The organism is Cryobacterium sp. PAMC25264, from assembly GCF_019443325.1.
Taxonomy (GTDB): domain Bacteria; phylum Actinomycetota; class Actinomycetes; order Actinomycetales; family Microbacteriaceae; genus Cryobacterium.
This window is the reverse complement of the sequence record NZ_CP080383.1, coordinates 1493904-1516399: the sequence shown is the minus strand read 5'-3', so window position 1 is coordinate 1516399 and position 22496 is coordinate 1493904. Positions and strand designations below refer to the sequence as shown.

Annotated in this window: 23 protein-coding genes, 1 tRNA gene and 2 pseudogenes; 14 read left to right on the top strand and 12 right to left on the bottom strand. The window is 67.9% G+C overall.

The genetic code is table 11. The features are described 5' to 3' along the window. Positions 1–135: 135 nt before the first annotated feature. Positions 136–220 (bottom strand) — tRNA-Leu (locus KY500_RS06960). A gap of 192 nt (positions 221–412) precedes the next feature. Here KY500_RS06960 and KY500_RS06955 point away from each other — a divergent pair. The 3 genes and pseudogenes from KY500_RS06955 to mshC all read left to right on the top strand — a co-directional run bounded on the left by KY500_RS06955 (position 413) and on the right by mshC (position 3938). Next, positions 413–1737: pseudogene (locus KY500_RS06955) on the top strand (M20/M25/M40 family metallo-hydrolase). Positions 1738–1786: 49 nt separating this feature from the next. Further along, positions 1787–2641 carry an undecaprenyl-diphosphate phosphatase gene (locus KY500_RS06950; protein WP_219902885.1) on the top strand — a complete coding sequence of 285 codons (855 nt, stop codon included), beginning with the start codon at positions 1787–1789 and terminating at the stop codon, positions 2639–2641. Between the two features lie 13 nt (positions 2642–2654). Then, positions 2655–3938 (top strand): cysteine--1-D-myo-inosityl 2-amino-2-deoxy-alpha-D-glucopyranoside ligase, encoded by a 1284-nt coding sequence (gene mshC, locus KY500_RS06945; protein WP_219902884.1) that lies wholly within the window; start codon positions 2655–2657, stop codon positions 3936–3938. Positions 3939–4189: 251 nt separating this feature from the next. Here the strand turns inward: mshC and KY500_RS06940 are convergent. Then, a pseudogene (locus tag KY500_RS06940) lies at positions 4190–5133 on the bottom strand (proteasome assembly chaperone family protein). A gap of 83 nt (positions 5134–5216) precedes the next feature. Here KY500_RS06940 and KY500_RS06935 point away from each other — a divergent pair. From KY500_RS06935 to lnt, 10 genes are all read left to right on the top strand, one after another. Beyond that, complete coding sequence (locus tag KY500_RS06935) at positions 5217–5945, top strand: HAD family phosphatase (RefSeq protein ID WP_255579858.1); 729 nt, start codon at positions 5217–5219, stop codon at positions 5943–5945. Then, positions 5942–6943, top strand: a complete 1002-nt coding sequence (locus tag KY500_RS06930; RefSeq protein WP_066595378.1) for a tRNA (adenine-N1)-methyltransferase — start codon at positions 5942–5944, stop codon at positions 6941–6943. Before KY500_RS06935 ends, KY500_RS06930 begins: the two co-directional genes overlap by 4 nt. A gap of 100 nt (positions 6944–7043) precedes the next feature. Next, positions 7044–8009 carry an FKBP-type peptidyl-prolyl cis-trans isomerase gene (locus KY500_RS06925; RefSeq protein WP_219902883.1) on the top strand — a complete coding sequence of 322 codons (966 nt, stop codon included), beginning with the start codon at positions 7044–7046 and terminating at the stop codon, positions 8007–8009. Positions 8010–8092: 83 nt separating this feature from the next. Continuing rightward, the gene (locus KY500_RS06920) at positions 8093–9127 is read left to right on the top strand and encodes a YafY family protein (RefSeq protein WP_219902882.1); all 1035 of its coding nucleotides are present in this window, start codon (positions 8093–8095) and stop codon (positions 9125–9127) included. After that, positions 9124–10158: a YafY family protein gene (locus tag KY500_RS06915; protein ID WP_219902881.1), complete on the top strand. Its 1035-nt coding sequence runs from the start codon at positions 9124–9126 to the stop codon at positions 10156–10158. The genes KY500_RS06920 and KY500_RS06915 overlap by 4 nt, the downstream gene beginning before the upstream one ends. Beyond that, complete coding sequence (locus KY500_RS06910; protein ID WP_219902880.1) at positions 10155–10499, top strand: hypothetical protein; 345 nt, start codon at positions 10155–10157, stop codon at positions 10497–10499. The genes KY500_RS06915 and KY500_RS06910 overlap by 4 nt, the downstream gene beginning before the upstream one ends. Beyond that, on the top strand, positions 10493–10735 hold the full coding sequence (gene tatA, locus KY500_RS06905) for a twin-arginine translocase TatA/TatE family subunit (protein WP_219902879.1): 243 nt from the start codon (positions 10493–10495) through the stop codon (positions 10733–10735). Before KY500_RS06910 ends, tatA begins: the two co-directional genes overlap by 7 nt. A gap of 10 nt (positions 10736–10745) precedes the next feature. Next, positions 10746–11534, top strand: coding sequence for a twin-arginine translocase subunit TatC (gene tatC / locus KY500_RS06900; RefSeq protein WP_370626902.1), 789 nt, complete (start codon positions 10746–10748; stop codon positions 11532–11534). Positions 11535–11542: 8 nt separating this feature from the next. Next, positions 11543–13987 carry an RNA helicase gene (locus KY500_RS06895; protein ID WP_219902878.1) on the top strand — a complete coding sequence of 815 codons (2445 nt, stop codon included), beginning with the start codon at positions 11543–11545 and terminating at the stop codon, positions 13985–13987. A 9-nt stretch (positions 13988–13996) separates the two neighbouring features. After that, on the top strand, positions 13997–15580 hold the full coding sequence (lnt, locus tag KY500_RS06890) for an apolipoprotein N-acyltransferase (RefSeq protein WP_219902877.1): 1584 nt from the start codon (positions 13997–13999) through the stop codon (positions 15578–15580). A gap of 57 nt (positions 15581–15637) precedes the next feature. Here lnt and KY500_RS06885 read toward each other — a convergent pair whose 3' ends face one another. From KY500_RS06885 to KY500_RS06870, 4 genes are all read right to left on the bottom strand, one after another. Further along, positions 15638–16000 (bottom strand): RNA polymerase-binding protein RbpA, encoded by a 363-nt coding sequence (locus KY500_RS06885; RefSeq protein ID WP_066595362.1) that lies wholly within the window; start codon positions 15998–16000, stop codon positions 15638–15640. 89 nt (positions 16001–16089) lie between these two features. Further along, the gene (locus KY500_RS06880) at positions 16090–16872 is read right to left on the bottom strand and encodes a glycerophosphodiester phosphodiesterase family protein (RefSeq protein WP_219902876.1); all 783 of its coding nucleotides are present in this window, start codon (positions 16870–16872) and stop codon (positions 16090–16092) included. After that, positions 16862–17833, bottom strand: a complete 972-nt coding sequence (locus KY500_RS06875; protein ID WP_370626928.1) for an SPFH domain-containing protein — start codon at positions 17831–17833, stop codon at positions 16862–16864. Before KY500_RS06875 ends, KY500_RS06880 begins: the two co-directional genes overlap by 11 nt. Positions 17834–17854: 21 nt before the next feature. Continuing rightward, positions 17855–18322: an NfeD family protein gene (locus KY500_RS06870; RefSeq protein ID WP_219902874.1), complete on the bottom strand. Its 468-nt coding sequence runs from the start codon at positions 18320–18322 to the stop codon at positions 17855–17857. A 91-nt stretch (positions 18323–18413) separates the two neighbouring features. Here KY500_RS06870 and KY500_RS06865 point away from each other — a divergent pair, with 91 nt between their 5' ends. Further along, positions 18414–19238, top strand: a complete 825-nt coding sequence (locus tag KY500_RS06865) for an SDR family oxidoreductase (protein WP_219903330.1) — start codon at positions 18414–18416, stop codon at positions 19236–19238. Here KY500_RS06865 and KY500_RS19210 read toward each other — a convergent pair. The 6 genes from KY500_RS19210 to dhaL form a co-directional block, all read right to left on the bottom strand. Continuing rightward, positions 19210–19332 (bottom strand): hypothetical protein, encoded by a 123-nt coding sequence (locus tag KY500_RS19210; RefSeq protein ID WP_255579857.1) that lies wholly within the window; start codon positions 19330–19332, stop codon positions 19210–19212. The two genes, KY500_RS06865 and KY500_RS19210, sit on opposite strands and share 29 nt — an antisense overlap. Next, positions 19293–19802, bottom strand: coding sequence for an HdeD family acid-resistance protein (locus tag KY500_RS06860; RefSeq protein WP_219902873.1), 510 nt, complete (start codon positions 19800–19802; stop codon positions 19293–19295). Before KY500_RS06860 ends, KY500_RS19210 begins: the two co-directional genes overlap by 40 nt. Before the next feature lie 535 nt (positions 19803–20337). Continuing rightward, positions 20338–20730: a RidA family protein gene (locus KY500_RS06855; RefSeq protein ID WP_219902872.1), complete on the bottom strand. Its 393-nt coding sequence runs from the start codon at positions 20728–20730 to the stop codon at positions 20338–20340. Further along, positions 20727–21068 carry a hypothetical protein gene (locus KY500_RS06850; RefSeq protein WP_219902871.1) on the bottom strand — a complete coding sequence of 114 codons (342 nt, stop codon included), beginning with the start codon at positions 21066–21068 and terminating at the stop codon, positions 20727–20729. The genes KY500_RS06855 and KY500_RS06850 overlap by 4 nt, the downstream gene beginning before the upstream one ends. 59 nt (positions 21069–21127) lie before the next feature. After that, on the bottom strand, positions 21128–21850 hold the full coding sequence (gene dhaM, locus KY500_RS06845; RefSeq protein ID WP_219902870.1) for a dihydroxyacetone kinase phosphoryl donor subunit DhaM: 723 nt from the start codon (positions 21848–21850) through the stop codon (positions 21128–21130). Positions 21851–21852: 2 nt separating this feature from the next. Further along, a complete protein-coding gene (dhaL, locus tag KY500_RS06840; RefSeq protein WP_219902869.1) occupies positions 21853–22491 on the bottom strand; it encodes a dihydroxyacetone kinase subunit DhaL in 639 nt (212 codons plus the stop codon). Positions 22492–22496 lie beyond the last annotated feature (5 nt).

Genomic DNA, 22496 nt, shown 5'->3' with positions numbered 1-22496 from the left:
TAACCCAACGCCGGTCTAGCGCAACGGCAGCGTTCAAGCAGCCGATTTGGGCAAAAAAATAGGCCGGACAACCGCTAACGATTATCTCGACCTATTTACCGAACCGAAGTGCGGCAAAAACCGAACTTCTCTCCGTGTCCGAGGGGGGACTTGAACCCCCACGCCCTATACGGGCACTAGCACCTCAAGCTAGCGCGTCTGCCATTTCCGCCACCCGGACTGGATGTTTTGGCCGCAGTTATGTTTTGCTGCCGGGGAATAACTTAGCACGGATCCAAACCGCTTCCGGACACCACACCTCTCCATGGTGCCTCGCGACGACGCCGGACTGACGCCCATGGTGTGGACCGGGAACCCTGCCTCTCGGGCGCCTCCGGGCGGCGACGCCCCGGAGCCCGGTAGCGTGATCTGCATGACAGCATCCGCCAGCACGCCCGGGTCGGCCGAATCGCTCGACCTGACCGCCGAGATCGCCCGCGACCTCATCCGGTTCGACACCACCAATTACGGGGAGGGCCGGTCGAACGGTGAGACGGATGCGGCGGAATACGTAGCCGAGAAGCTGCGGAACCTGGGCCTGACCCCGGAACTGATCGACTCGGAGCCCGGCCGCACGAGCGTTGTCGCCCGGGTGCCCGGGCGGGATCGGACCAAGAGCGCCCTCGTGGTGCACGGCCACCTCGACGTGGTGCCCGCCGACCCGACGAACTGGTCGGTGGATCCGTTCGGTGGCGAGATCAAAGACGGCATGCTCTGGGGTCGTGGCGCCGTGGACATGAAGAACATGGATGCGATGATCCTGGCCTCGCTGCAGGATGTGCTCGCTGACGGTGCCGCACCCGAGCGCGACCTCGTCATCGCGTTCTTCGCCGATGAGGAGGCCGGCGGGGTGCTGGGCTCACACCATCTCGTGGACACCCGCCCGGAGCTCTTCGCGGGAGCGACCGAAGCCATCAGCGAGGTCGGCGGGTATTCCATCACCCTCGGCGGCCAGCGCGCCTACCTGCTCCAGACAGGTGAGAAAGCTCTCATCTGGATCAAGCTCGTCGCGCACGGTCCGGCGGCACACGGATCCCGGCTCATCCACGACAACGCCATCACTCGGCTGGCCGAAGCCGTGGCGAAAGTGGGCCGGCGGGACTGGCCGATCCGGCTGACCGACACGACCCGGCAGCTGCTCGGCGAGATCGCCCGCATCCTCGGCGTCGACCCGCAAACCACGGGGCCGGACCAACTCGCCCTGGCCACAGGGACCGCCTCCGGTTTCATCCAGGCGAGCCTGCGCACCACGACCAATCCCACGGTTCTTCAGGCCGGTTACAAGCACAATGTGATCCCCGATCGCGCAGAGGCGCTCATCGACATCCGGCCCTGCCGGGGGAGGAGGACGCGGTTCTGGCCGAAATCGCGGACCTCGTGGGGCCAGACATCGAGATCGTCACCATCCACCGCGACGTGGGCCTGGAGACCGATTTCTCCGGCCCGCTCATCGAGAAGATCGTGCAGACGCTCGGCACCCACGACCCCGGCGCCCCCGTGCTGCCGTATCTGCTGCCGGCGGGGACGGACAACAAGGCCCTGAGCATGTTGGGCATCAAAGGATACGGCTTCGCGCCGCTCAAGCTCCCGGCGGATTTGGATTTTCCAGCGATGTTCCACGGCGTTGATGAGCGCGTGCCGCTGGACGCATTAGTGTTTGGCAGAACGGTTTTGACCGATCTGCTGTCGACGTACTAGCCCACTGCCGCGCTACCGGCCAGCATCAGCACGAGCGAAAGAGTAATACGTGGACTTCATCAATGCTGTCATCCTCGGCTTGGTCCAGGGGCTGACCGAATTCCTACCGGTCTCCTCCAGCGCCCACATCAGCATCGTGGGCCAGTTCCTCGGCACCGGCGAGGACCCCGGCGCCCGTTTCACGGCGATCACCCAGATCGGCACAGAGGCCGCCGTGGTGATCTTCTTCTGGCGCGACATCGTGCGCATCATCGGCCAGTGGGCCAAGTCGCTGGTCGGCAAGGTACCGCGTAGTGACGCGGATGCCCGGATGGGCTGGCTGATCATCCTCGGCACCCTGCCCATCGTCGTGCTCGGTCTGCTGTTCCAGGACCAGATCGAGACGAGCCTGCGCAACCTCTGGGTCACCGCGATCATGCTCATCGCCTTCGGTGTACTGCTCGGCATCGCCGACTATGTGGGGGCCAAGCGCCGTCGCCTCGGCGACCTGACCGTGGGCCACGGCATCATCTTCGGCTTCGCGCAGGCGCTGGCCCTGATCCCGGGCGTCTCCCGCTCGGGCGGCACCATCACCGCCGGCCTGTTCCTCGGCTACGAGCGCGCCGCCGCGGCCCGCTACGCGTTCCTGCTCGCGATCCCCGCGGTGCTCGGCAGCGGCTTCTACCAGGTCTACAAGTCGATCAAGGAGCCCTGCATCACCGCGGCGGCCACCTGCACGCCCGAGCTGTTCGGCCCGTGGGAAACTCTCGTCGCCACCGTCGTGGCCTTCGTGGTGGCCCTGTTCGTCATCGGCTTCTTCATGAACTACATCTCCAAGCGCAGCTTCCTGCCGTTCGTGGTCTACCGCATCGCGCTGGGCATCGTCGTGATGATCCTGCTCGGCACGAACACCATCACCGCCTAGTTAGGCTGGTCATATGCGCGCCTGGTCACACCCCGTCGTCCCCACTATCCCGGGGCACTCCGACGCTCCGCGTCTGCACGACACAGCGTCGGACTCGATAGTGGAAGCCAGGCCCAGCGACGTGGCCCGGCTCTACGTCTGCGGGATCACACCGTACGACGCCACGCACCTGGGCCACGCGGCCACCTATCTGGCCTTCGATACCCTGCAGCGGGTTTGGCGGGACGGCGGGTACCGGGTGCACTACGCCCAGAACGTGACCGACGTGGACGACCCGCTGTTGGAACGCGCCAGCGCGACCGGAGTGGACTGGCGCGAGCTCGCCGCCGAGCAGACCGACCTGTTCCGGGCCGACATGGAAGCCCTGGGCATCATCCCGCCCGACGATTTTGTTGCCGTCACCGACGTCATCGACGACATCTCCGCCGCCGTGCACTCGCTCCGCGAGTCCGCGCTGGCCTACCGGGTGCCGACACCCGATGCGCTGCCCACGGCGGACGGGCCCGGAGCCGACCTGTACTTCGACATCCGTGCCGCAGAACGGCAGGCCCCCTGGACGCTCGGTGACGAGAGCAACCTCGACCGGGCGAGCATGCTCAGCCTCTTCGCCCAGCGTGGCGGAGACCCCGACCGGGCCGGCAAGCGCGATCAGCTCGACCCCCTTCTCTGGCGCGCAGCGCGTGCCGGTGAACCGGCCTGGGACTCACCCGTCGGGGCCGGGCGGCCGGGCTGGCACATCGAGTGTTCGGTCATCGCCCTCGCCGAGCTCGGGACCGACTTCACAGTTCAGGGCGGCGGCAGCGACCTGATCTTCCCGCACCACGACATGAGCGCCGGGCACGCCGCCGCGCTGAGCGGCCACCCACTGGCCCAGGTGTACAGCCACACCGGCATGGTCGCCTACCAGGGCGAGAAGATGAGCAAGTCGCTGGGCAACCTCGTGCTGGTCTCCAAGCTCCGCGCGGGCGGAAGCGACCCGCGAGCGATCAGGCTGGCCCTGCTGGCCCAGCACTACCGCACCGACTGGGAGTGGACCGCTGCCCAGCTGGTAGCCGCCGAGGCGCGCTTGGCCGCCTGGACGCTCGCGTTCGGGCCGATCGCGGTGCCCGCGGCCGTGGCCGCCGAAACTGCGGCATTAGGTGCCGCAGCGGTCGTCGAGCGGATGCGCGCCGCGCTGGTGGACGACCTCGACACCCGTGGCGCGCTGGAGGCGGTGGATGCAGCCGTTTCGGCCGGCGTCGACGACCCCGCCCTGGTGGGAAGCGCCATCGACGCGCTGCTCGGCGTCAGGCTCTGACCCACCCGATCCGCTAACCGGGCGTGTCGAGTCCCGTAACCCGACTGCCCAACGCCACACACACACGCTGGTCGAGCCTGTCGAGCTGTGGGGGCGCTTCTCGCCCGGGTGGTCGGCGGAAGCGCACTTCCTTAGGAGACCCCGCGAGACGGCACATGCTCGCCGGCCACGACAGCGAGCACGTCGCCAGGTCTCGACAAGCTCGACCACCGAAGCGGGCACGACACAGACGCACCCGCCGTCGAGGCCGGCTAGGGCTGTCGGGGCTCCGGGCCGGGTCCCTGGCGCCCGTCGGCGCGGCCGTCCCGGCCGTCGCCACGTTTGCGCAGGTACTTCTCGAACTCCTGGGCGATGGCCTCACCGCTCGCCTCCGGCGAGTCGACAGTGTCCCTGGCCTGCTCGAGCTGGCCGATGTACGCGGCCATCTCCTCGTCCTCCGCGGCGAGGGCGTCGATTCCCGTCTCCCACTCCGAGGCATCCGTGACCAGGTCACCGCGCGGGATCACCACATCGATGATCTCCTCGAGCTTGTCAATGAGCGCCAGCATGGCCTTGGGCGACGGGGCGTTGTGCACGTAGTGCGGCACGGACGCCCAAATGGACAGGCTCGGGATGCCGACCGTCTCCGCCGCGGCCGCGAGAACGCTGAGGATGCCCACCGGCCCCTCGTAGCTGCTGCGCTCCACCTGTAGTTCGGCGCGCACCTCGGGGCTGTCGCTGGAGACGAAGATCGAAATCGGCCGGGTATGCGGCACATCCGCCAGCATGGCGCCGAGGAACACGATCCCGCTCACATCGGCGGCGAGCACCGAATCCAGGATCTCGGCCGCGAAGCTCTTCCAACTGCGCGAGGGCTCGGTGCCGATCAACAGGTAGATGTTGCCCGCGTTGGTGCCGCTCACCCTCAGCTGGGCGTCTTCGGCCAGCGGAACGCCGCTGCTGCCCGGCACGGCGGGACCGTACATGACAGCGCTGGGCCATTCGATGACCCGGTGGCCGTCCTCGTCGGTCGAGATGGTGGGCGGTTGAACTGGTAGTCGAAGTAGATCTCGGGGTCGATACTCGTGACCTCTTCGACGTCGAGGAGGTCTTTCAGCGTGCGCACGGCGCCCGTTGCGGCTTCGCCCGCATCGTTCCAACCTTCGAAGGCGACCACCAGGAGTCGCCCGCTGAGGAACCCATTGCCGTCTGTCACTTGAGTGAAACCTCGTGTATTCCGGCCGCCGCGACCGGGCGACCTTCTTCAAGGATAGGCCGTGCCCCCTAAACTTGAACCCCGTGACATCGAACGCTACACACTCAGCCCCACCCGCAGCCGTGCTCTGGGATATGGACGGCACCCTGGTCGACACCGAACCGTACTGGATGCGGGCCGAACACGAACTCGTGGAGTCGTTCGGCGGGGTCTGGACCCACAGCGACGCGATGCTCCTCGTCGGCTCCGGACTGCTCGGCTCGGCGGCGATCCTGCAGAACCGCGGCGTGAACCTGAGCGCAGAAGCCATCGTCGATGTGCTCACCACCCGGGTGCAGGAGCAGCTGGCCTCGGCCGGTATCCCGTGGCGCCCCGGCGCGCATGAACTGCTCTCCGACCTGCACGGTGCGGGTGTGCCGATGGCCCTGGTGACGATGTCCGAACAGCGGATGGCGCGCCAGATCGCCGGGATCGTCGGCTTTGACGCGTTCACCACCATCGTGTCGGGCGACATGGTGCAGCAGAGCAAGCCGCACCCAGAGGCGTACCTCACCGCGGCGGCCGTCCTGGGAGTGGACGCGGCCCACTGCGTGGCCATCGAAGACTCCATTCCCGGCGTCGCGTCCGCCGTCGCCTCCGGCGCCGTCGTGATCGGCGTGCCCCACATGGTCCCGCTCGAACACAGCGAGCACTACACACTCTGGGAGACCCTGGCGGGAAGCTCCGTGACCTCGGTCACGGCTTTGTACCGGTCACGGCGTTCCACACTTCTTTCCAGCACCACCTACATCGAGGACGCGACACCCGCATGAGCGACAACCAGGTCATCCAGAACAGCGGACCGTTCCGCGCCGGCGACAGAGTGCAGCTGACCGGTCCAAAGGGCAAGCTGAACACCATCACGCTCGAACCGGGCAAGACCTTCCACACCCACCGGGGCATCCTCGAGCACAACGACATCATCGGCCGCCCCGACGCCTCCGTGGTGACCAACAACGTCGGCGTCGAACACCTGGCGCTGCGCCCGCTGCTGATCGACTTCGTGATGAGCATGCCGCGCGGTGCGGCCATCATCTACCCCAAGGACGCCGCGCAGATCCTGGCCCAGGCGGACATCTTCCCCGGGGCGACCGTGGTCGAAGCCGGAGTCGGCTCGGGCGCGTTGTCGCTGTGGCTGTTGCGGGCCATCGGCCCGGCCGGCACGCTGGCCTCCTTCGAACGTCGCGAGGAGTTCTCCGACGTGGCCCGCGCCAACGTCGCGACCTTCCTCGGCCACGACCCGCAGAACTGGTCCATCACCCTGGGCGACCTGAGCGACACCCTGCCGGAGACCATGCCTGCGCAGTCCGTGGACCGCGTGGTCCTGGACATGCTCGCGCCGTGGGAGTGCATCGACGTCGTCTCCGACGCACTCAAGCCCGGGGGAGTGCTGCTCTGCTACGTCGCCACGGTGACCCAGCTGTCCCGCGTAGCCGAGGCCATCCGCGCCACCGGCAATTACACCAACCCGGACTCGCACGAGACTATGGTGCGCGGGTGGCACGTCGAGGGTCTCGCCGTGCGCCCGGACCACCGGATGATCGGACACACCGGCTTCCTCATCACCGCCCGCCGGCTCGCGCCGGACACGATCCTGCCCGAGCTCAAGCGCCGCCCGTCGAAGACCGACTTCAGCGACGCCGATGTCGAGCTGTGGACCCCCGGCGCCCTGGGCGAGAGGTCCGTCAGCGCCAAGGTCATGCGCAAGCGCAACCGCACCGCCGAGAACGGTGCGGCGCTCTCCAAGGCTCGGGACCTCGACGCCGGTTAGGATAGGTTCGGCCCGCCGCCCGCACCAGCGGTTTCCGCCAGAACTTTCCCGCAAGTCATTCGTCAGCATTGCGCTGCCGCCTGTATCGAAATGAGGACCCGTGCGTAAAGTTCCCGCACTCATCGCAACCGCCGGCCTGGTGCTCGCGACCCTGACCGCCTGCAGCCCCGGGTCCGCCTCGGCCGACTGCACGGCGCCGGTGTCGTCGGGTGACGCGTCGAAGCTGGTCTCGGTGACGGGCGACTTCGGCTCAGCGCCCACGGTCGACTTCCCCACCCCGCTCAAGACCGACACCACCCAGCGCAGCGAGATCATCAAGGGCGACGGCGCACCGCTGGTCGAGGGGCAGAAGGTGCAGGTGGACCTGAGCGTCTTCAACGCCACCACGGGCGAGGCCATCGAACAGAGCAGCTACGACGGCACCAGCATGGCCAGCTTCGTCCTCAACGACCAGACCCTCCCGGGCCTCACGGACGGGCTGCTCTGCGCCGAGATCGGCTCCCGCATCGCCGTCGTCGCGTCCGCGGCAGACACCTTCGGTCCCAACGGCGGTAACGCCGACATCGGCGTCGGCCCCGACGACTCGCTCGTGTTCGTCCTCGACGTGGTCAAGGGCTACCTCACCCGCGCCGACGGCGCCGACCAGCTGCCGGTCGCCGGGCTCCCCGCTGTGGTCCTGGCCGAGGACGGCACCCCCGGAATCACCATCCCGTCGGCCGAACCGCCCACCGACCTCAAGGTCGCCGTACTCAAGAAGGGCGACGGCGAAGAGGTCACCGACGGTTCCACCGTCACGGTCAACTACACCGGCGTGCTGTGGGACACCAAGGAGGTCTTCGACTCCAGCTGGGCGAAGGGTTCCCCGGCCGCGTTCGTCGCCGCAGACGGCTCCACCACCGAAGGTGGCGTGATCCCCGGATTCGCCAAGTCCCTGATCGGCCAGACCGTCGGGTCCCAGATCATCGCCGTGATCCCGCCCGACCAGGGCTACGGCGACCAAGCCTCCGGGTCCATCCCGGCCGGCTCCACGCTGGTCTTCGTCGTGGACATCCTCGGCGTCGACTGATCTCGCTGTCCGGCACCGGCCTGCCCCGCTCGACACGTCGAGCGGGGCAGGTCGGAACGCGCACCACCGATAGAATCGCGTACGTGTCGCCCACCCCAGAAAAGCAGCATCCCGTCACTGTCGAGGAACGACTCTTCAGTCTGGTCCTTGCGCTCATCGCCACCCAGATCGGCCTGACCAAGGCCGAGATCCTCTCGACCGTGCAGGGATACCGGCAACGGTTCCAGGTCGGCGGCGACAATGCGAGCCTGGAGCGCCAGTTCGAGCGCGACAAGGACGACATCCGCGAACTGGGCATCCCGCTCGAGACCATCGAATCGCCGGACGACCCGGGCAGCAACCACCACCTGCGCTACCGCATCCCCAAGGGCCTCTACGACCTGCCCGCCGACATCTCCTTCTCGCCCGACGAGATCATGCTGCTCAAGCTCGCCGCCACGGTCTGGCGCGAGGGGTCGCTCTCGGCCGAATCCCGCCGCGCGCTGACCAAGCTCAGCTCCCTGGGGATCGATTCCACCGATCCTGTCATCGGCTATGCCCCGTCCCTGCGTGCCAGGGAGGCGTCGTTCGAGCCGCTCAGCAAGGCCATGGACCGCGGTCAGGTCGTGGCCTTCCAGTACCTCAAGCCCGGCGAGAGCGCTCCGCGCCGTCGGGTCATCGCGCCGCTGGCCGTGGTGCTGCACGAGGGCCGATGGCACCTCTACGGCTCCGACCAGGATGCGGGGGCCACCCGCACCTTCCTGCTGTCCCGGATCGTGGGACCCGTCGTCACGGTGCCCGGCAGCGTCGCGGTCCCTTCGGCGGCAGACGACCAGGGTCAGCGGGCCCTCGCCGAGCTTGACGCCCTGTGGCGCGCCCAGGTCGCCCTGATCACGGTCGAACCGGGATCGGATGCGGCCGTGCGGCTGAGCAAACGCGGCACCCCCGGACCGGCAGAGGGCGATGTCGAGCTGCACTACACCGACCTGAACATCCTGGCCGACGAGCTGGCAGGCTACGGGCCCGAGGTTCTCGTGCTCACCCCGTCCACCCTCCGGGACGCCGTGGTGTCGCGGCTGCGGCACGTGCGGGACGCCCACACGCCGGCCGCGCCGGCCGAAGAGGAAATGGACCGATGACAGCCAAGCCCGTCGCCTTCGGCGCCACCGACAAACTCACCTTCCTGCTCTCCCTCGTCCCGTTCCTGATGGACCACGACCGGGTGAGCGTCGGCGCCGTGGCCGAGCATTTCGGAGTCTCGCCCCAGCGGGTGCGCGATGCGGTCAACCTCATCGCCATGTCCGGAGTACCGGGGGAGACCCGGCAGTACCTGCACGGCGACCTCTTCGACATCCAGTGGGACGAGTTCGAGAACAACGACAACATCGTTCTCACCCACCTCGTCGCGATCGACGACTCACCGCGCTTCTCGGCCCGCGAAGCCGCCGCGCTCATCGCTGGGCTGCAGTATCTCTCCGCCCTGCCCGAGAACGGCGACCGTGACGCCATAGCCACGCTGATGGCCAAGCTCACCCGGTCCTCAACCGGCGCTCCCAGTCAACTCGCGGTCTCCCGCACCGACTCGGATGTGGCCATCTCCGTCATCCAGGCCGCCGTGCGCGCGGGCACCCAGGTGGAGTTCGACTACCTCAATGCCCGCGGCACCGCCGAGCACCGCTGCGTCGACCCGCTGCGGATCGAATCCGTCGACAACGACTGGTACCTGCGCGGCTGGTGCCACCTCAGAGAGGCGATGCGCACCTTCCGGCTGGACCGGATGGGCCGCTTGCGCTCCACCGACGTGCCCGCGCTGCCGCACGACGAGTCCGTGCTGCTGCCCGACGCGCTCTTCCAGGGATCCGCGGACGACCTCACCGTCACGATCGAGCTGCCCGCCTCCGCGGTCGGCCTGCTGGCGGACTACGGCCCCGTGCCCACCGACTCCGGACCCACCGGCACTGCGCCGTCGGACGCCCTCAGCACCGTGCAGCTGCGGGTGTCGCATTACCACGGCCTCAAACGCCTGGCCGCTGGCCTGGCCGGCGTCGTGCGGGTGGTCGACCCTGGGGCCGCCCAGCAGACCGTGGCCGACTGGGCCGCCGCCGGAGTGGCCCGCTACGAGGCCGAGTCCTCGTCGGAGGTCCCGGTGACGGACGGGGGCCTCGCGTGATCCCGGTGTGGGCGTGGGTGCTCATCTGGACCGTTCTGGCCCTCGCCCTGCTCGGCATGCTCGCCTGGTTCGCCGTGCGACTGTTCCGCAAGCTCATGGGAACCCTGGGCGCTCTCGAGGCCCTCGGCGATCAGGTGGCCGTACTCGACCTGGATGCGATGCCACCGCGGGCGGCATTCCATCCGGCCGTGTTCCAGAACCGCAGAGAACTCAGCCTGGCCCGCGAACAGGCCGGGATCGAGCGAATCCTCCGCCGCGCCAAGCGGCGGGATCTCTCAGTCAGCCGGGGTAAACTACTGCAACACACTCCCTACAAGCCAGAGGATCGACCCCCATGTTGAGCAATCTGACCGGATGGCACTTCCTGATCATCCTCGTCGTCATCCTGCTGTTGTTCGGTGCGCCCAAACTTCCCGGCCTGGCGCGCAGCCTGGGCCAGTCGATGAAGATCTTCAAAAACGAGATCAAGAGCGACACCGTTGACGAGCCCGCCGACCCGGCCGCCGCTCCGGCACGTCCCGAGTCCGTGGACGGCACGACACGGCCCGTCGGCCCGGGCGACCAGACGAAGCACTAGTCCGGTGGCCGTGCGCACCACAAAGCGTGCGAAGCGCGGCGGCACCATGTCGCTCGGGCAGCACCTGCTCGAGCTTCGCAAGCGCCTGTTCCGGGCCGCCGCGGGCATCGTCATCGGCGGCATCATCGGGTGGATGCTCTCAGAGGGTGTCTGGGATGCCCTGCGCCAGCCGATCTACGCCATCATCGAGGCCCAGAACCGCAACGCGCAGATCAACTACCCCGACATCACGTCGGCGTTCGACCTGCGGTTGAAAATCGCCTTCTACGTCGGTCTCGTCCTATCAAGCCCGGTCTGGCTCTACCAGATCTTCGCGTTCCTGATGCCGGGTCTGACCCGGGGTGAGAAGAAGTACGTCTACGGTTTCGTGCTCACGGCCGTGCCCCTGTTCATCGCCGGCTGTGCGGCCGGCTGGTACGTCCTGCCCCAGATCGTCGGTCTCATGACGAGCTTCGCGCCCCCGGAGGATGCCGCGTTCATCAACGCGCAGAACTACCTGGACTTCACGCTCAAGCTCATGGTCGCGATCGGGATCGCCTTCGTCCTGCCGGTGTTCGTGGTGCTGCTGAACTTCGCCGGGGTGATCAGCGCGCAGTCGATCATCAAGTCCTGGCGGGTCGCGGTGCTGGTGATCATCCTCTTCACCGCCATCGCCACCCCGGCTGCCGACGTCATCTCGATGTTCATGCTCGCGGTTCCCATGATCGTGCTGTATTTCTCGGCGTACGGCATCGCCGTGCTGCATGACCGGCGTGCCGACCGGCGCGCCCTGGCCCTCGAACGGGAGTTGGCGCGCTAGCGCACCACATGACAGACCTACAGTCACCGGCCGACCGGTACACCGCAGCGCGCCTCCGCGCCCAGACGCCCAAACTGGAAGCATTCCGGCGCGGCCTGAGGTTTGACCTCGACTCGTTCCAACTCGCCGCCGGCGCGTCGCTCGAAGCCGGCAACAGCGTGCTCGTGGCCGCTCCCACCGGGGCCGGCAAGACCGTCGTAGCCGAATTCGCGATCTTCCTGGCCATGCAGCAGCCGACGGCGAAGGTCTTCTACACCGCCCCGATGAAGGCACTGAGCAACCAGAAGTTCCAGGAACTCGTCGCCGAGTACGGCGCAGACCAGGTGGGTCTGCTCACCGGGGACACCAACGTGAACGCCGGTGCCCGCATCGTGGTGATGACCACAGAGGTGCTCCGCAACATGCTGTACGCGGACTCCGACCTGCTCAGCAACCTGGCCTTCGTGATCATGGACGAGGTGCACTATCTCGCCGACCGTTTTCGCGGTGCGGTCTGGGAAGAGGTCATCATCCACCTGCCGCAGAGCGTACGGATGGTGTCGCTGAGCGCGACGGTGTCCAACGCGGAGGAATTCGGCGACTGGCTGCAGGCCGTGCGGGGCGACACCGACGTGATCGTCTCCGAGGAACGTCCGGTACCCCTCGACCAGCATGTGCTGGTCAAGAGCAAAATGCTCGATCTGTTCGACTCGTCCGGCCTGGCCGCCACCCACCGGGTGAACCCCGAGCTCGTGCGCCTGGCCCAGTCCGGCGGCCGACCGGTTCTCGACCGCTCGGCCGGCCGCGGGCGCGGCTCCAGCCGGGACCGGTTCCACCACCAGCGCGCCGCGGCCGAATCCGGCCGGATGGACCGCGCCGAGATCGTGCGCCTGCTCGAAGGAAAGCACCTCCTGCCGGCGATCTTCTTCATCTTCTCCCGGGTGGGTTGCGATCAGGCGGTGCGCCAGGTCCTGCGGGCCGGGGTCCGGCTCACCGACACGGCAGAGCGCGACGAGATCCGGCAGATCGTGGACGAACGCTGCCGCACCCTGCTGGACGAGGATCTCGCGGTGCTCGGCTACTGGGAGTGGTTGGACGGGCTCGAACGCGGCGTCGCCGCACACCACGCCGGCATGCTGCCCGCGTTCAAGGAGGTCGTCGAAGAACTCTTCCAGAAGAAACTGGTCAAGGCGGTCTTCGCCACCGAAACCCTGGCCCTTGGCATCAACATGCCGGCCCGCACCGTGGTCCTGGACAAGTTGGAGAAGTTCAACGGGGAGGCCCGTGTGCCCATCACCCCCGGCGAATACACCCAGCTCACCGGCCGTGCCGGGCGACGCGGCATCGACGTGGAGGGCCACGCGGTCATCCAGTGGCAGCAGGGACTTGACCCGCAGGCCGTGGCGTCGTTGGCCTCACGGCGCACCTACCCGCTGAATTCCAGCTTCAAGCCCACCTACAACATGGCCGTCAACCTGATCGACCAGTTCGGCCGGGAGCGCACCCGCGAGGTTCTCGAGTCCTCCTTCGCCCAGTTCCAGGCCGATCGCGCCGTCGTCGATCTGGCCCGGCGGGTTCGCGCCCAGCAGAGCTCTCTCGACGGCTACGCAGCGTCGATGACCTGCCACCTCGGCGACTTTGCCGAGTACACGGGCATCCGCCGGCGGTTGTCCGACCTGGAGCGGGAGAATGCCGCCGCCGATTCCCACGCTCGCGGTCGCGACCGGCGCCAGAAAGAGCTGGCGGCCCTCCGCACACGGATGCGTGCGCATCCCTGTCACAGCTGCCCCGACCGGGAGGCGCACGCCAGGTGGGCTCAGCGCTGGTGGAAGCTCACGCGGGAGACCGAGGCTCTGACCAGTCAGATCACCGCTCGTACCGGTGCCGTCGCCCGGATCTTCGACCGCGTCACCGACGTGCTGCTCGGCTTCGGCTACCTGGTGCCGGGGGAGGGCCGTGCGGTGACTCTGAGCGAGAGCGGCCGCATCCTGCGCCGGATCTACGCGGACCGCGACCTACTCGTGGCCGAATCCCTGCGCCGCGGCCTGTGGAATTCCCTGGACGCGCCCAGCCTGGCCGCGATGGCCTGCGCCCTGGTCTTCGAACCGCGACGCGAAGAGGGAATGACAGACGAACGTTTCCTGCCCAAGGGACCGTTCCGGCCTGCGCTGGACGCCACGCAGATCCTGTGGAGCCAGCTGGACGACCTCGAACGTGACCACAAGCTCCCCGGCAGCAACCCGCTGGCCGCCGGCCTGAGCCTGGCCATGGGGAAGTGGGCCAGGGGAGACTCTCTCGGACTGGTGCTGGAGGAAGCCGAGATGGCCGCGGGGGACTTCGTGCGCTGGACCAAGCAGACCATCGACCTCCTCGACCAGCTGTCCGTTGTCGCTGACGGACAGGTCGGCCGTACCGCGCGCGTGGCGATGGACTCCATCCGCCGTGGAATCGTCGCGTATTCGTCGGTCGCCTAGGCTGTTGAGGTGAAGACGGACATTCCCCGCGCCGCCGGCCTGCCGCTCTGGGCGGCCATCCTGCTCGCCGCCGGGGCCGGGGCGATTCTCGACGCCGGCTTCCCCGACCGGTCGTGGTGGATCCTGGCCCCCGTGGGGGTGGCCCTGATGCTGCTGGCCCTGATGGGCCGCGGTCCGTGGACCGGTCTCCTGGTGGGGCTGGTGGCCGGGCTGTCGTTCTGGCTCATCCACATCAGCTGGCTCACCCTCTACCTCGGACCGGTTCCGTGGCTGGCCCTGGCCGGACTCGAGTCACTTTTCTTCGCCGTCGGGCTCGCGCTCACCGCCGTGGTCCTCACCGTCGGCCCCCGGGTCTGGCCGAGCCTCGCGGGCCGGATCGGCGTCATCCCGGTCATCGTGGCCGGCCTGTGGACCGCCAGGGAGGCGATCTCCGCTGTCTGGCCGTACGGAGGCTTCTCCTGGGGCCGTGTGGCTATGTCCCAGTCGGAGAGCCCGTTCAATGTCCTCGTCGCCTGGGTGGGCATGTCGGGGCTCTCCTTCGTGATGGTCTGGCTCAGCGCCTTGGTTGTGCAGCTCTGCCGGGAGCCTGGCCTGCGTGTCGACGGCCGTGCCGCCATCGCGGTGGCGGCCGTCGCCCTGCTGCTCGCCTTCCCGGCCTGGCCCACGCTACAGAGCGGCACCGCCCGGATCGCCGCCGTGCAGGGCGCGTCGGATGCCGGCCTGTTCGCCCAGAACGCGCCGGGCCAGATTCTCTCCGACCACGTGTCCGCCACGTTGCCCCTCGTCGGCGAGCCGGTGGACTTCGTCGTGTGGCCGGAGAACGGCATCGATGTGGACCCGCTGCGCTCGACCGATTCGGCCCGGGTGGCCGATTACATCAGCCGGGCCATGGACGCGCCGCTCATCGCCGGCACCATCACTCTCCGCGACGGCAAGTACTACAACACCTCGCTGCTCTGGAAGGCGGGGGAGGGCGCCGTGGACATGTACGACAAGGTGCACCCGGTCCCGTTCGCCGAGTACATGCCGGACCGGGCTTTCTGGCGGCCGTTCGCTCCCGACCTGATCGACCTCGTCTCCCGTGACTATGAGATCGGTACCCGGGACAACGTGTTCGATGTCGACGGCATCCTCGCCGGCATCGCCATCTGCTTCGACATCGCCGACGATCAGCTCGTGCACGAGATGATCGACAACAAGGCAGAGGTCATCCTCGCCCAGACCAATAACGCCGACTTCGGCCGCACGGACGAGTCCGTGCAGCAGCTCGCGATCGCCAGGCTTCGCGCCATCGAGGCCGGCCGGACCGTAGTGAACATCTCGACCGTGGGCACGAGCGCGATCATGACTCCCGACGGCAAGACCCTCGACAGCCTGCCGACCTGGGAGCCCGGCGCCATGGTGCAGACGGTTCCGCTGAGCACCACCAACACGCCGGCGATGTCGGCGGGCCGGCCGATCGAGTGGTTCGTCTCCGGGCTGGGACTGGCCGGGCTGCTGTTCTGCCTGATCGCAGGCCGGTGGGCGTCGTCGCCCGTGGGCGAACGAGAGATGCCCGACCGCGCGCGGGTACGCAAACGGCGCCGGGGTTAGCCGGCGCCGCAGGGGTGCTGTGTAAATGTGCGCGGACCGAACGGCCAGCGCGTTGGGTTAAGCGCCGACCTTCTGGCCCCGACGCTGACGCAGCACCGTCAGTCGTTCCTCGAGAAGCTCTTCGAGCTCCGCGCGGGTCCGACGCTCCAGGAGCATGTCCCAGTGGGTACGGGCGATCTTCTCGTCGGAGTGGTCGACGATGACGGGCTTCGAATCGACCAGCCGGGTGGCGGTCTGGGAGCAGAAACGGCACTCCCATTCGTCGGGCGCTTCGGCCTCGGCGGAGAAAATCATCACCGTCTCGCGTCCGCACGTCGCACACAAATACGTGTGACTCACTCGTGGTGAAAAGGTCACGCCCTCTTCGCTCTGCAGGCTCTGTGAACCCAACCTCATGCCACGCAAACTACGATCTGCCATCGTGTGGTCTCCTCTCGCGATGCATTCCTAGTTGTAAACCATCAAGCTGGACGTTATCTTTCCGTTATAGCGCTCTTGGCGGTGATCTCTCAGAAACGGGGCCGCGGCCACGGGAAGGGGCCGTGCGAATCCACGACCTGCGCGGCCAGGTCGCACCGGTCGGTGACGAGGCCGTCGACACCCATTCGGAGCAGCACAGCCATCCGGACCGGGTCATTCACCGTCCACACATGCACCTCCACACCGATTGAATGCATTCTCTGGATAAGGCGCGGGGTGACGATGCGCAGCCGGCCGGCGCGCTCCGGCACCTGGATGGCATTCACGCCCCGCAACAACCGCGGCAGCACCCAGTGCTGACGCACGGCGAGCACGGCGAACACCCCGGCGACCCCCGGGGCCGAAGCCGAGGTCGCCGCGCCGGGGATGGCCCTGAGCGCCCGACGACGTCGGGTCTCAGAAAACGAGGTGAGCAGCACGCGCCTGGCCGCCGCAGCCGTGCGGATGGCCCGGGCCGTCGGGAGCACGGCATCCGCCGCTTTGATGTCGATATTGAAGAGTGCCTGGGGGAAGGCGGCCAGAGCGTCGGCGAGGGAACAGTAGGCCTGCCCATGGCCTAGGTCGATTCGGCCGAGTTCGGCCATCGTCAGCGTGTTCACCGCCGTGCCGTCCAGCGCGAGGGTGGGGTCGTGGCTGATCACCGCCACGCCGTCCCTGCTGGCGTGCACGTCGGTCTCGAGATGCGTGGCCCCGTGGCTCAATGCCTGGAGGAACGCCAGGAGGGTGTTCTCCGGGGCGTCGGTGCTCAGCCCGCGGTGCGCGAGGATGCGCGGGCCGGGCGGCCAGAGGAAGGACCCGCGGTCAGCTCTCACGTCCGGCCACCGGCGCCCGACCGGCCGACTCGCCGTCACTCGGCGCAGCGGATGTCGGGGCACCGGGATGCGACCCGGCCACGGGGTTCGGACCGAACGCCCGCCCGATGCCCTTCATCGCCTCGGTCAGTTCGCTGGGCACGATCCAGAGCTTGTTGGAGGTGCCTTCGGCCAGCTTGGGCAGGGTCTGCAGGTACTGGTATGCGAGCAGCTTCGGGTCGGGGTCACCGTCGTGGATCGCCTTGAAGACCGTGGTGATGGCCTCAGCCTCACCCTGGGCGCGGAGTACGGCGGCCTTGGCCTGCCCCTCTGCTTGCAGGATCGAGGCCTGCCGGGCACCCTCGGCGGTGAGGATCGCGGACTGCTTGGTGCCCTCAGCGGTGAGGATCAGCGCTCGGCGGTCTCGTTCGGCGCGCATCTGCTTCTCCATCGAGTCCTGGATGGAGACGGGCGGATCGATGGCCTTGAGCTCGACCCGGCCCACGCGGATGCCCCACTTTCCGGTCGCCTCGTCGAGCACGATCCGCAGCTGGCCGTTGATGTTGTCCCGGCTGGTGAGGGCCTCTTCGAGGTTCAGGCCGCCCACCACGTTGCGGAGCGTGGTGGTGGTGAGCTGCTCGACGGCGCCCAGGTAGTTGGCGATCTCATAGGTCGCGGCGCGGGCATCCGTCACCTGGAAGTAGACCACAGTGTCGATGGACACGACGAGGTTGTCCTCGGTGATGACGGGCTGCGGCGGAAAGGACACCACCTGTTCGCGCATATCGATGAGCGGGCGGACCCGGTCGATGAAGGGGACCAGGATGTTCAGCCCCGGCATCAGGGTCTTGTGGTACTTGCCCAGGCGTTCCACCACACCGGCACTGGCCTGCGGGATGATCCGGATGGTGCGGACCAGGATCACGACCACGAACACCAGGACGACGACGATGAGCAGAAGAACGAATAACTGGACGATGATCTGGTCTGGACTGGGCACGGGTTAGATCCTTTCGAGGGGTTCGACGAGCGCTGTGGAGCCTTCGATAGCCGACACCCGGACACGTTCGCCGGGCTCGAGTGTGAGCGGTGGGTGACCGGGGGAGAGGTGCGCGGTCCAGGTCTCGCCGTTGTCCAGCTTGACGAGTCCGCCGAGATCGCCGACAGTAGCGGCGACGCGCCCGCCCATGCCGATCAGAGCGGCCACGTTGCTCGGCGGTACGGCCGGGCTGTCCCGGGCGATCGCGCGGAGCAGGACCGGGCGGATCAGCAGCAGCAGTAGGACAGACACCGCGGCGGCGAAGAGGATCTGCACCCACCATTCCCAGCCGAGCAGGTTGGCGCCCAGGCCGGCAACACTTCCGACGCCGATCATCAGGAAGGTGAAGTCAAGGGTGAGGAGCTCGATAATGACGCACACCAGAATGAACGTCAGCCAGACAATCCACAGGTAATCGGTCAAATCCACCATGTCGCCACCCCTCGCGCGTCGGTATCTACGACGCTAGCACCTGCGGGTGTGAGGCATGTTGATAGTCTTTATCCCCGTGAGCACACCATCGATGAATCCCCTCCAGCCCGGTACTCTGTCGGGAAAGCGCGTCCTCGTCACGGGTTCGTCCCGCGGGATCGGTGCCGACACCGTCGCCTACTTCGCCGAGGCCGGCGCCCAGGTCGTCATCAACTACCGCAACAAGGAAGCGCGGGCCAACAAGCTCGCCGCCGCCATCCGTGAAGCCGGCGGAACGGCCATGACCGTGGGCGCCGACCTCACCGATGCCGAGTCGGTGTCGGCGATGTTCGACACCATTCGCGCCGAATACGGCGGACTCGACATCCTCGTGATGAACGCCTCCGGCGGCATGGAGAGCGGTATGGCCGAGGACTACGCCATGCAGCTGAATCGGGACGCCCAGGTCAATCTCCTCAACGCCGCCGTGCCGCTGCTCAGCGACGGCTCCCGCGTGGTCTTCATCACCAGCCACCAGGCTCACTTCGTCGACACCGCGGCCAACGTGGACGTGTACGAGCCTGTCGCGCGCAGCAAGCGCGCCGGCGAGGACGCCCTCCGGGCCGTCATCCCCGAGCTCGCCGAGGCCGGCATCGGTTTCGTCGTGGTGTCCGGCGACATGATCCAGGGCACCATCACGGCCGTTCTGCTCGAGCGCGCCAACCCCGGGGCGATCAGTGCCCGCCAGGAATCCGCGGGAAAACTGTACAACGTGAGCGAATTCGCCGCGGAGATCGTGTCAGCCGCCGTCGAGCCGGTTCCGGCCGGCAACACGCGGTACGTGGGGACACCTCCGACTTCACCAGCTGAGTGGCCCGAGCTGAGGGCCCCGCTCAGCGGGGCCCGGCTCAGGCCAATGCGCCTCGACCGAAGGTGAAGGCGCGCACCAACTGGATGAGCCAGGACAGGATCAGCATGATCCCGCCGATGGTCACCAGCACGCCGATGGTCTCGACCGGGGCGAACAGCACGATGATCCCGGCGAGGATGCCACCAGGCCAAGGACGATCCCCGGCCACCGGCTGGTGTCTGTGGTGAACTCGACGAGGGCGGCGACGCCCTCCACGATCCAGACGATACCCACCAGCAGCCCGAGCACGCCCAGGGAGCCCTCCGGGTTGCGGAGCGCCAGAATGCCCAGGATCAGCACGAGCACGCCGAACACAATGTTGAGCACCCGGCCTCCGGTGCCGGCCCCGGTGGCTGCCACCCCGCGCACGATGCGCACAACCCCGCTGATCACGAAGTAGAGCCCGAAGAGAACGGCGATCACGGCCAGGGTCGCCTCGGTCCAGACGAGCAGGACAGTGCCGATGGCGATGGCAAGCACCGCGCCGGCGGCGAAGGCCACCCGGATGCCGGTGATCTCCCGCGCGCTCAGGTGCCTGGGGTCGATGGCGAGGGCGAAGACCGCGGTGCCGGTTGCGGTGGTGTTGGACATGAGGCTCCTTCGGTCGATGAGCGGACGGTTCTGGGATCGTGTTCTGACGTACACGGGGGAGTGTTCCGCGGTTGCCGTCAACCTAATCCGAAGATGGCGCACCGGCTATCCCCGGTCGGCGGGGCACTCGGTCGCCGCACGCACGGCTCCAGGCGATCCCGGGGCCAGCTGGGCCCGGACACACAGTGTCTCGGACACCGCCTTTATTTTCTGTTCGATAATAAATACGGGTGGCCACATTTTCAGTGGATCCTGAGAGAACCGAATTGACGCAGGCAGTGCGGCACGTCGCCGGCACAGAACCGGCGCACCCGGATCCGTAGCCACGATCTCGCTGGTCTCGGCGAGTCGCGACGGCGTCACTGCCGGGAACCCGTGACCCGGACCGAAATTCGAGGTTCACCATCTCGACCAGCCGCCCAGAACCCCGCTTTTCTCGTCACATTGATATGACCGATAATGCACATTATGTCAACAAGACGATTCTGGCCCCTCATCAACCGGCGCGCGGGTGCGCTCGAGTGATCGTGAGGCTTCAGCGCTGAGGAATAGCGGCGACGGCGTCGATCTCCACGAGGGCTCCCGGACGCGCCGGTGTCATGGACAGCACGGTGACAGCCGTACGCCGGTCGCCCCAGACCGTGCGTGTGGCGGAGTAGGCGGCTGTGGGATCGACGCCGGCGGCGAGGTAGATCGTGAGCTTCACGACGTACTCCGGCCCCGAACCGGCCGCGGCGAGCACGGTGAGCACGTTGCGGAGGGCCTGTTCACTCTGCGGCCCCATACCGTCCAGCAGTGCACCGGAGGGGTTGATGCCGTTCTGCCCGCCGACGAACAGCATCGGTCCGGCAGGCGCGATCATGCCCTGGGCGAAGGCAGGACTGGTGGCCATCCCGGGCGGGTCGACCGGTCGGGGCTCGGCGCTCACGGCGATTCTCCCCCAGCCCCGGATGTCCGTTCCTCGTCCGACCGCTCGCGCATGACCATGCCGAACTCGTTGACCGGTTCGAAGGCGTCGCGGTCCCAGGCCCCGGGGTGCGGGACCGGGCAGTTCAGCACGGTGTCGTGGGCGGAGTGTTCGATGGTGTGTTCGGTCATCGGTCGGCCGCAGACGGGACAGCTGGACAACCCTGTCGTCTCTGCCGCGTCATAGGTACCCACCGGCGGGGAGTCGAACGCGGGCCGGAGCCGGTCCTCCACCCAGTCGAAGAGTTGGCGAGGGCCGGGCCGGTGCGCCCTAGCCGAGGATTTCTCGTTCTGGACCATGCCGCCAGCGTACGCCTCCGCACGTCCGGTGGACTAGACCCGAGGGGGTCCGGATCCGCTCATTCCTCGCCGAAACCGGTCTCGATCAGGTCCGCCAGCGCCTCGACGGCCGCACGGGAGCGTTCGTCCGGCCCGGAGATCTCGACGCTCATCCCCCGCGTCAGGCCCAGCGACATGATGCCGAGGAGGCTGTGAGCATCCTTGCCGTTGACGCTCACCGGGGCGTCGAAGGTGCTCGCCAGCTTGACGAAGTCCGCCGCGGGTCGCGCGTGCAGGCCGTCCCGGTTGCGCAACGTCACCGTCCGCACCACGGCTCCCCCGGCGCGTTCTGCATCGTTCGACGACTCCGGCTCCACGGCCGAGGACCCACCGGCGGACTCGGCTGCCCGCAGCACGGAGTCGAGGTCACCGCCGATTTGAGCGGCAACCGCGGCGGCCACGCCCCCCTCGACGAGCGGGGCATCCGCGATGCGCACGCGGGAACGCACGTCGTCGTCGAGGAACTCGATCGCCGTCTCGGCGGTCAGGATGGCGGACCCCAGGTCACACAGGACCACGACACCCCCGCCGTCGTCGGCGCGGGCTATGCCAGCGGCGATCTTGTCGAAGCTGGTACCGATGCCGTCATCGTCCCGGCCGCCTGCGGCCACCAACGTCGCCTCAGGCGCCATCTGCCGGGCCAATGTCACAAGACCGGAGGCGATCTCGGTACTGTGCGAGACGAAAACGAGGCCCACGCGAGGCGCCGGCTGAGCGGCGCCCGCCGCCACGGAGTCCGACATGGTCAAGACTGCGTGGCCGCGTCGGCAGCGCAGCGCAGGATCAGCGCCGTGGACCGGGCGCCGGGATCCAGATGACCGATCGAGCGCTCCCCCAGGTAGCTGGCCCGGCCTTTGCGAGCGATCAAGGGAACCGTGGCTGCTGCACCGGCGTCGGCCGCGTCCGCCGCCGCGGCCAGGATTTTCTCGGGGCTCTCTCCGGCGGCCTCGGCCGCGGTTGCGGCGTCCACCGCTGGCGTCCATGCGTCGACCATGGTCTTGTCACCGGACTCGGCCTTGCCGCGCAGGACGATTCCGTCCCGTCCTGCCGTGAGCAGAGCGACCACGGCGGGCCCGTCCAAGGCGGCGGAACCGGCCACGGCCGCGGCGGCCTTGAGATAGGCCGTGCCGTAGAGCGGGCCGGCGGCCCCACCCACCGTGGAGATGAGCGTCGCCGCGAGGGTCTTGAGCAGTTCGGCCGGCGTGCCGGCATCGGTCGTGGCATCGAGCTTGGGCAGCATGGCCTGGAATCCCCTGTCCATGTTCTCGCCGTGGTCACCGTCGCCGATCTCCCGGTCCAAGGTGTTCAACTCGGCGCGGTTCTCCGAGAGAACCCGTGCACTGTTCCTGATCCAGGCTTCTGCCCAGGCGACGTCTACGCTCATCCGGT

Excerpts from the sequence above, each read along its gene's own strand:
- mshC (WP_219902884.1), top strand. The coding sequence starts at position 2,655 with ATGCGCGCCTGGTCACACCCCGTCGTCCCCACTATCCCGGGGCACTCC.
- KY500_RS06930 (WP_066595378.1), top strand. The coding sequence starts at position 5,942 with ATGAGCGACAACCAGGTCATCCAGAACAGCGGACCGTTCCGCGCCGGC.
- KY500_RS06915 (WP_219902881.1), top strand. The coding sequence starts at position 9,124 with ATGACAGCCAAGCCCGTCGCCTTCGGCGCCACCGACAAACTCACCTTC.
- tatA (WP_219902879.1), top strand. The coding sequence starts at position 10,493 with ATGTTGAGCAATCTGACCGGATGGCACTTCCTGATCATCCTCGTCGTC.
- KY500_RS06895 (WP_219902878.1), top strand. The coding sequence starts at position 11,543 with ATGACAGACCTACAGTCACCGGCCGACCGGTACACCGCAGCGCGCCTC.
- KY500_RS06885 (WP_066595362.1), bottom strand. The coding sequence starts at position 16,000 with ATGGCAGATCGTAGTTTGCGTGGCATGAGGTTGGGTTCACAGAGCCTG.
- KY500_RS06870 (WP_219902874.1), bottom strand. The coding sequence starts at position 18,322 with ATGGTGGATTTGACCGATTACCTGTGGATTGTCTGGCTGACGTTCATT.
- KY500_RS06865 (WP_219903330.1), top strand. The coding sequence starts at position 18,414 with ATGAATCCCCTCCAGCCCGGTACTCTGTCGGGAAAGCGCGTCCTCGTC.
- KY500_RS06860 (WP_219902873.1), bottom strand. The coding sequence starts at position 19,802 with ATGTCCAACACCACCGCAACCGGCACCGCGGTCTTCGCCCTCGCCATC.
- KY500_RS06850 (WP_219902871.1), bottom strand. The coding sequence starts at position 21,068 with ATGGTCCAGAACGAGAAATCCTCGGCTAGGGCGCACCGGCCCGGCCCT.
- dhaM (WP_219902870.1), bottom strand. The coding sequence starts at position 21,850 with ATGTCGGACTCCGTGGCGGCGGGCGCCGCTCAGCCGGCGCCTCGCGTG.
- dhaL (WP_219902869.1), bottom strand. The coding sequence starts at position 22,491 with ATGAGCGTAGACGTCGCCTGGGCAGAAGCCTGGATCAGGAACAGTGCA.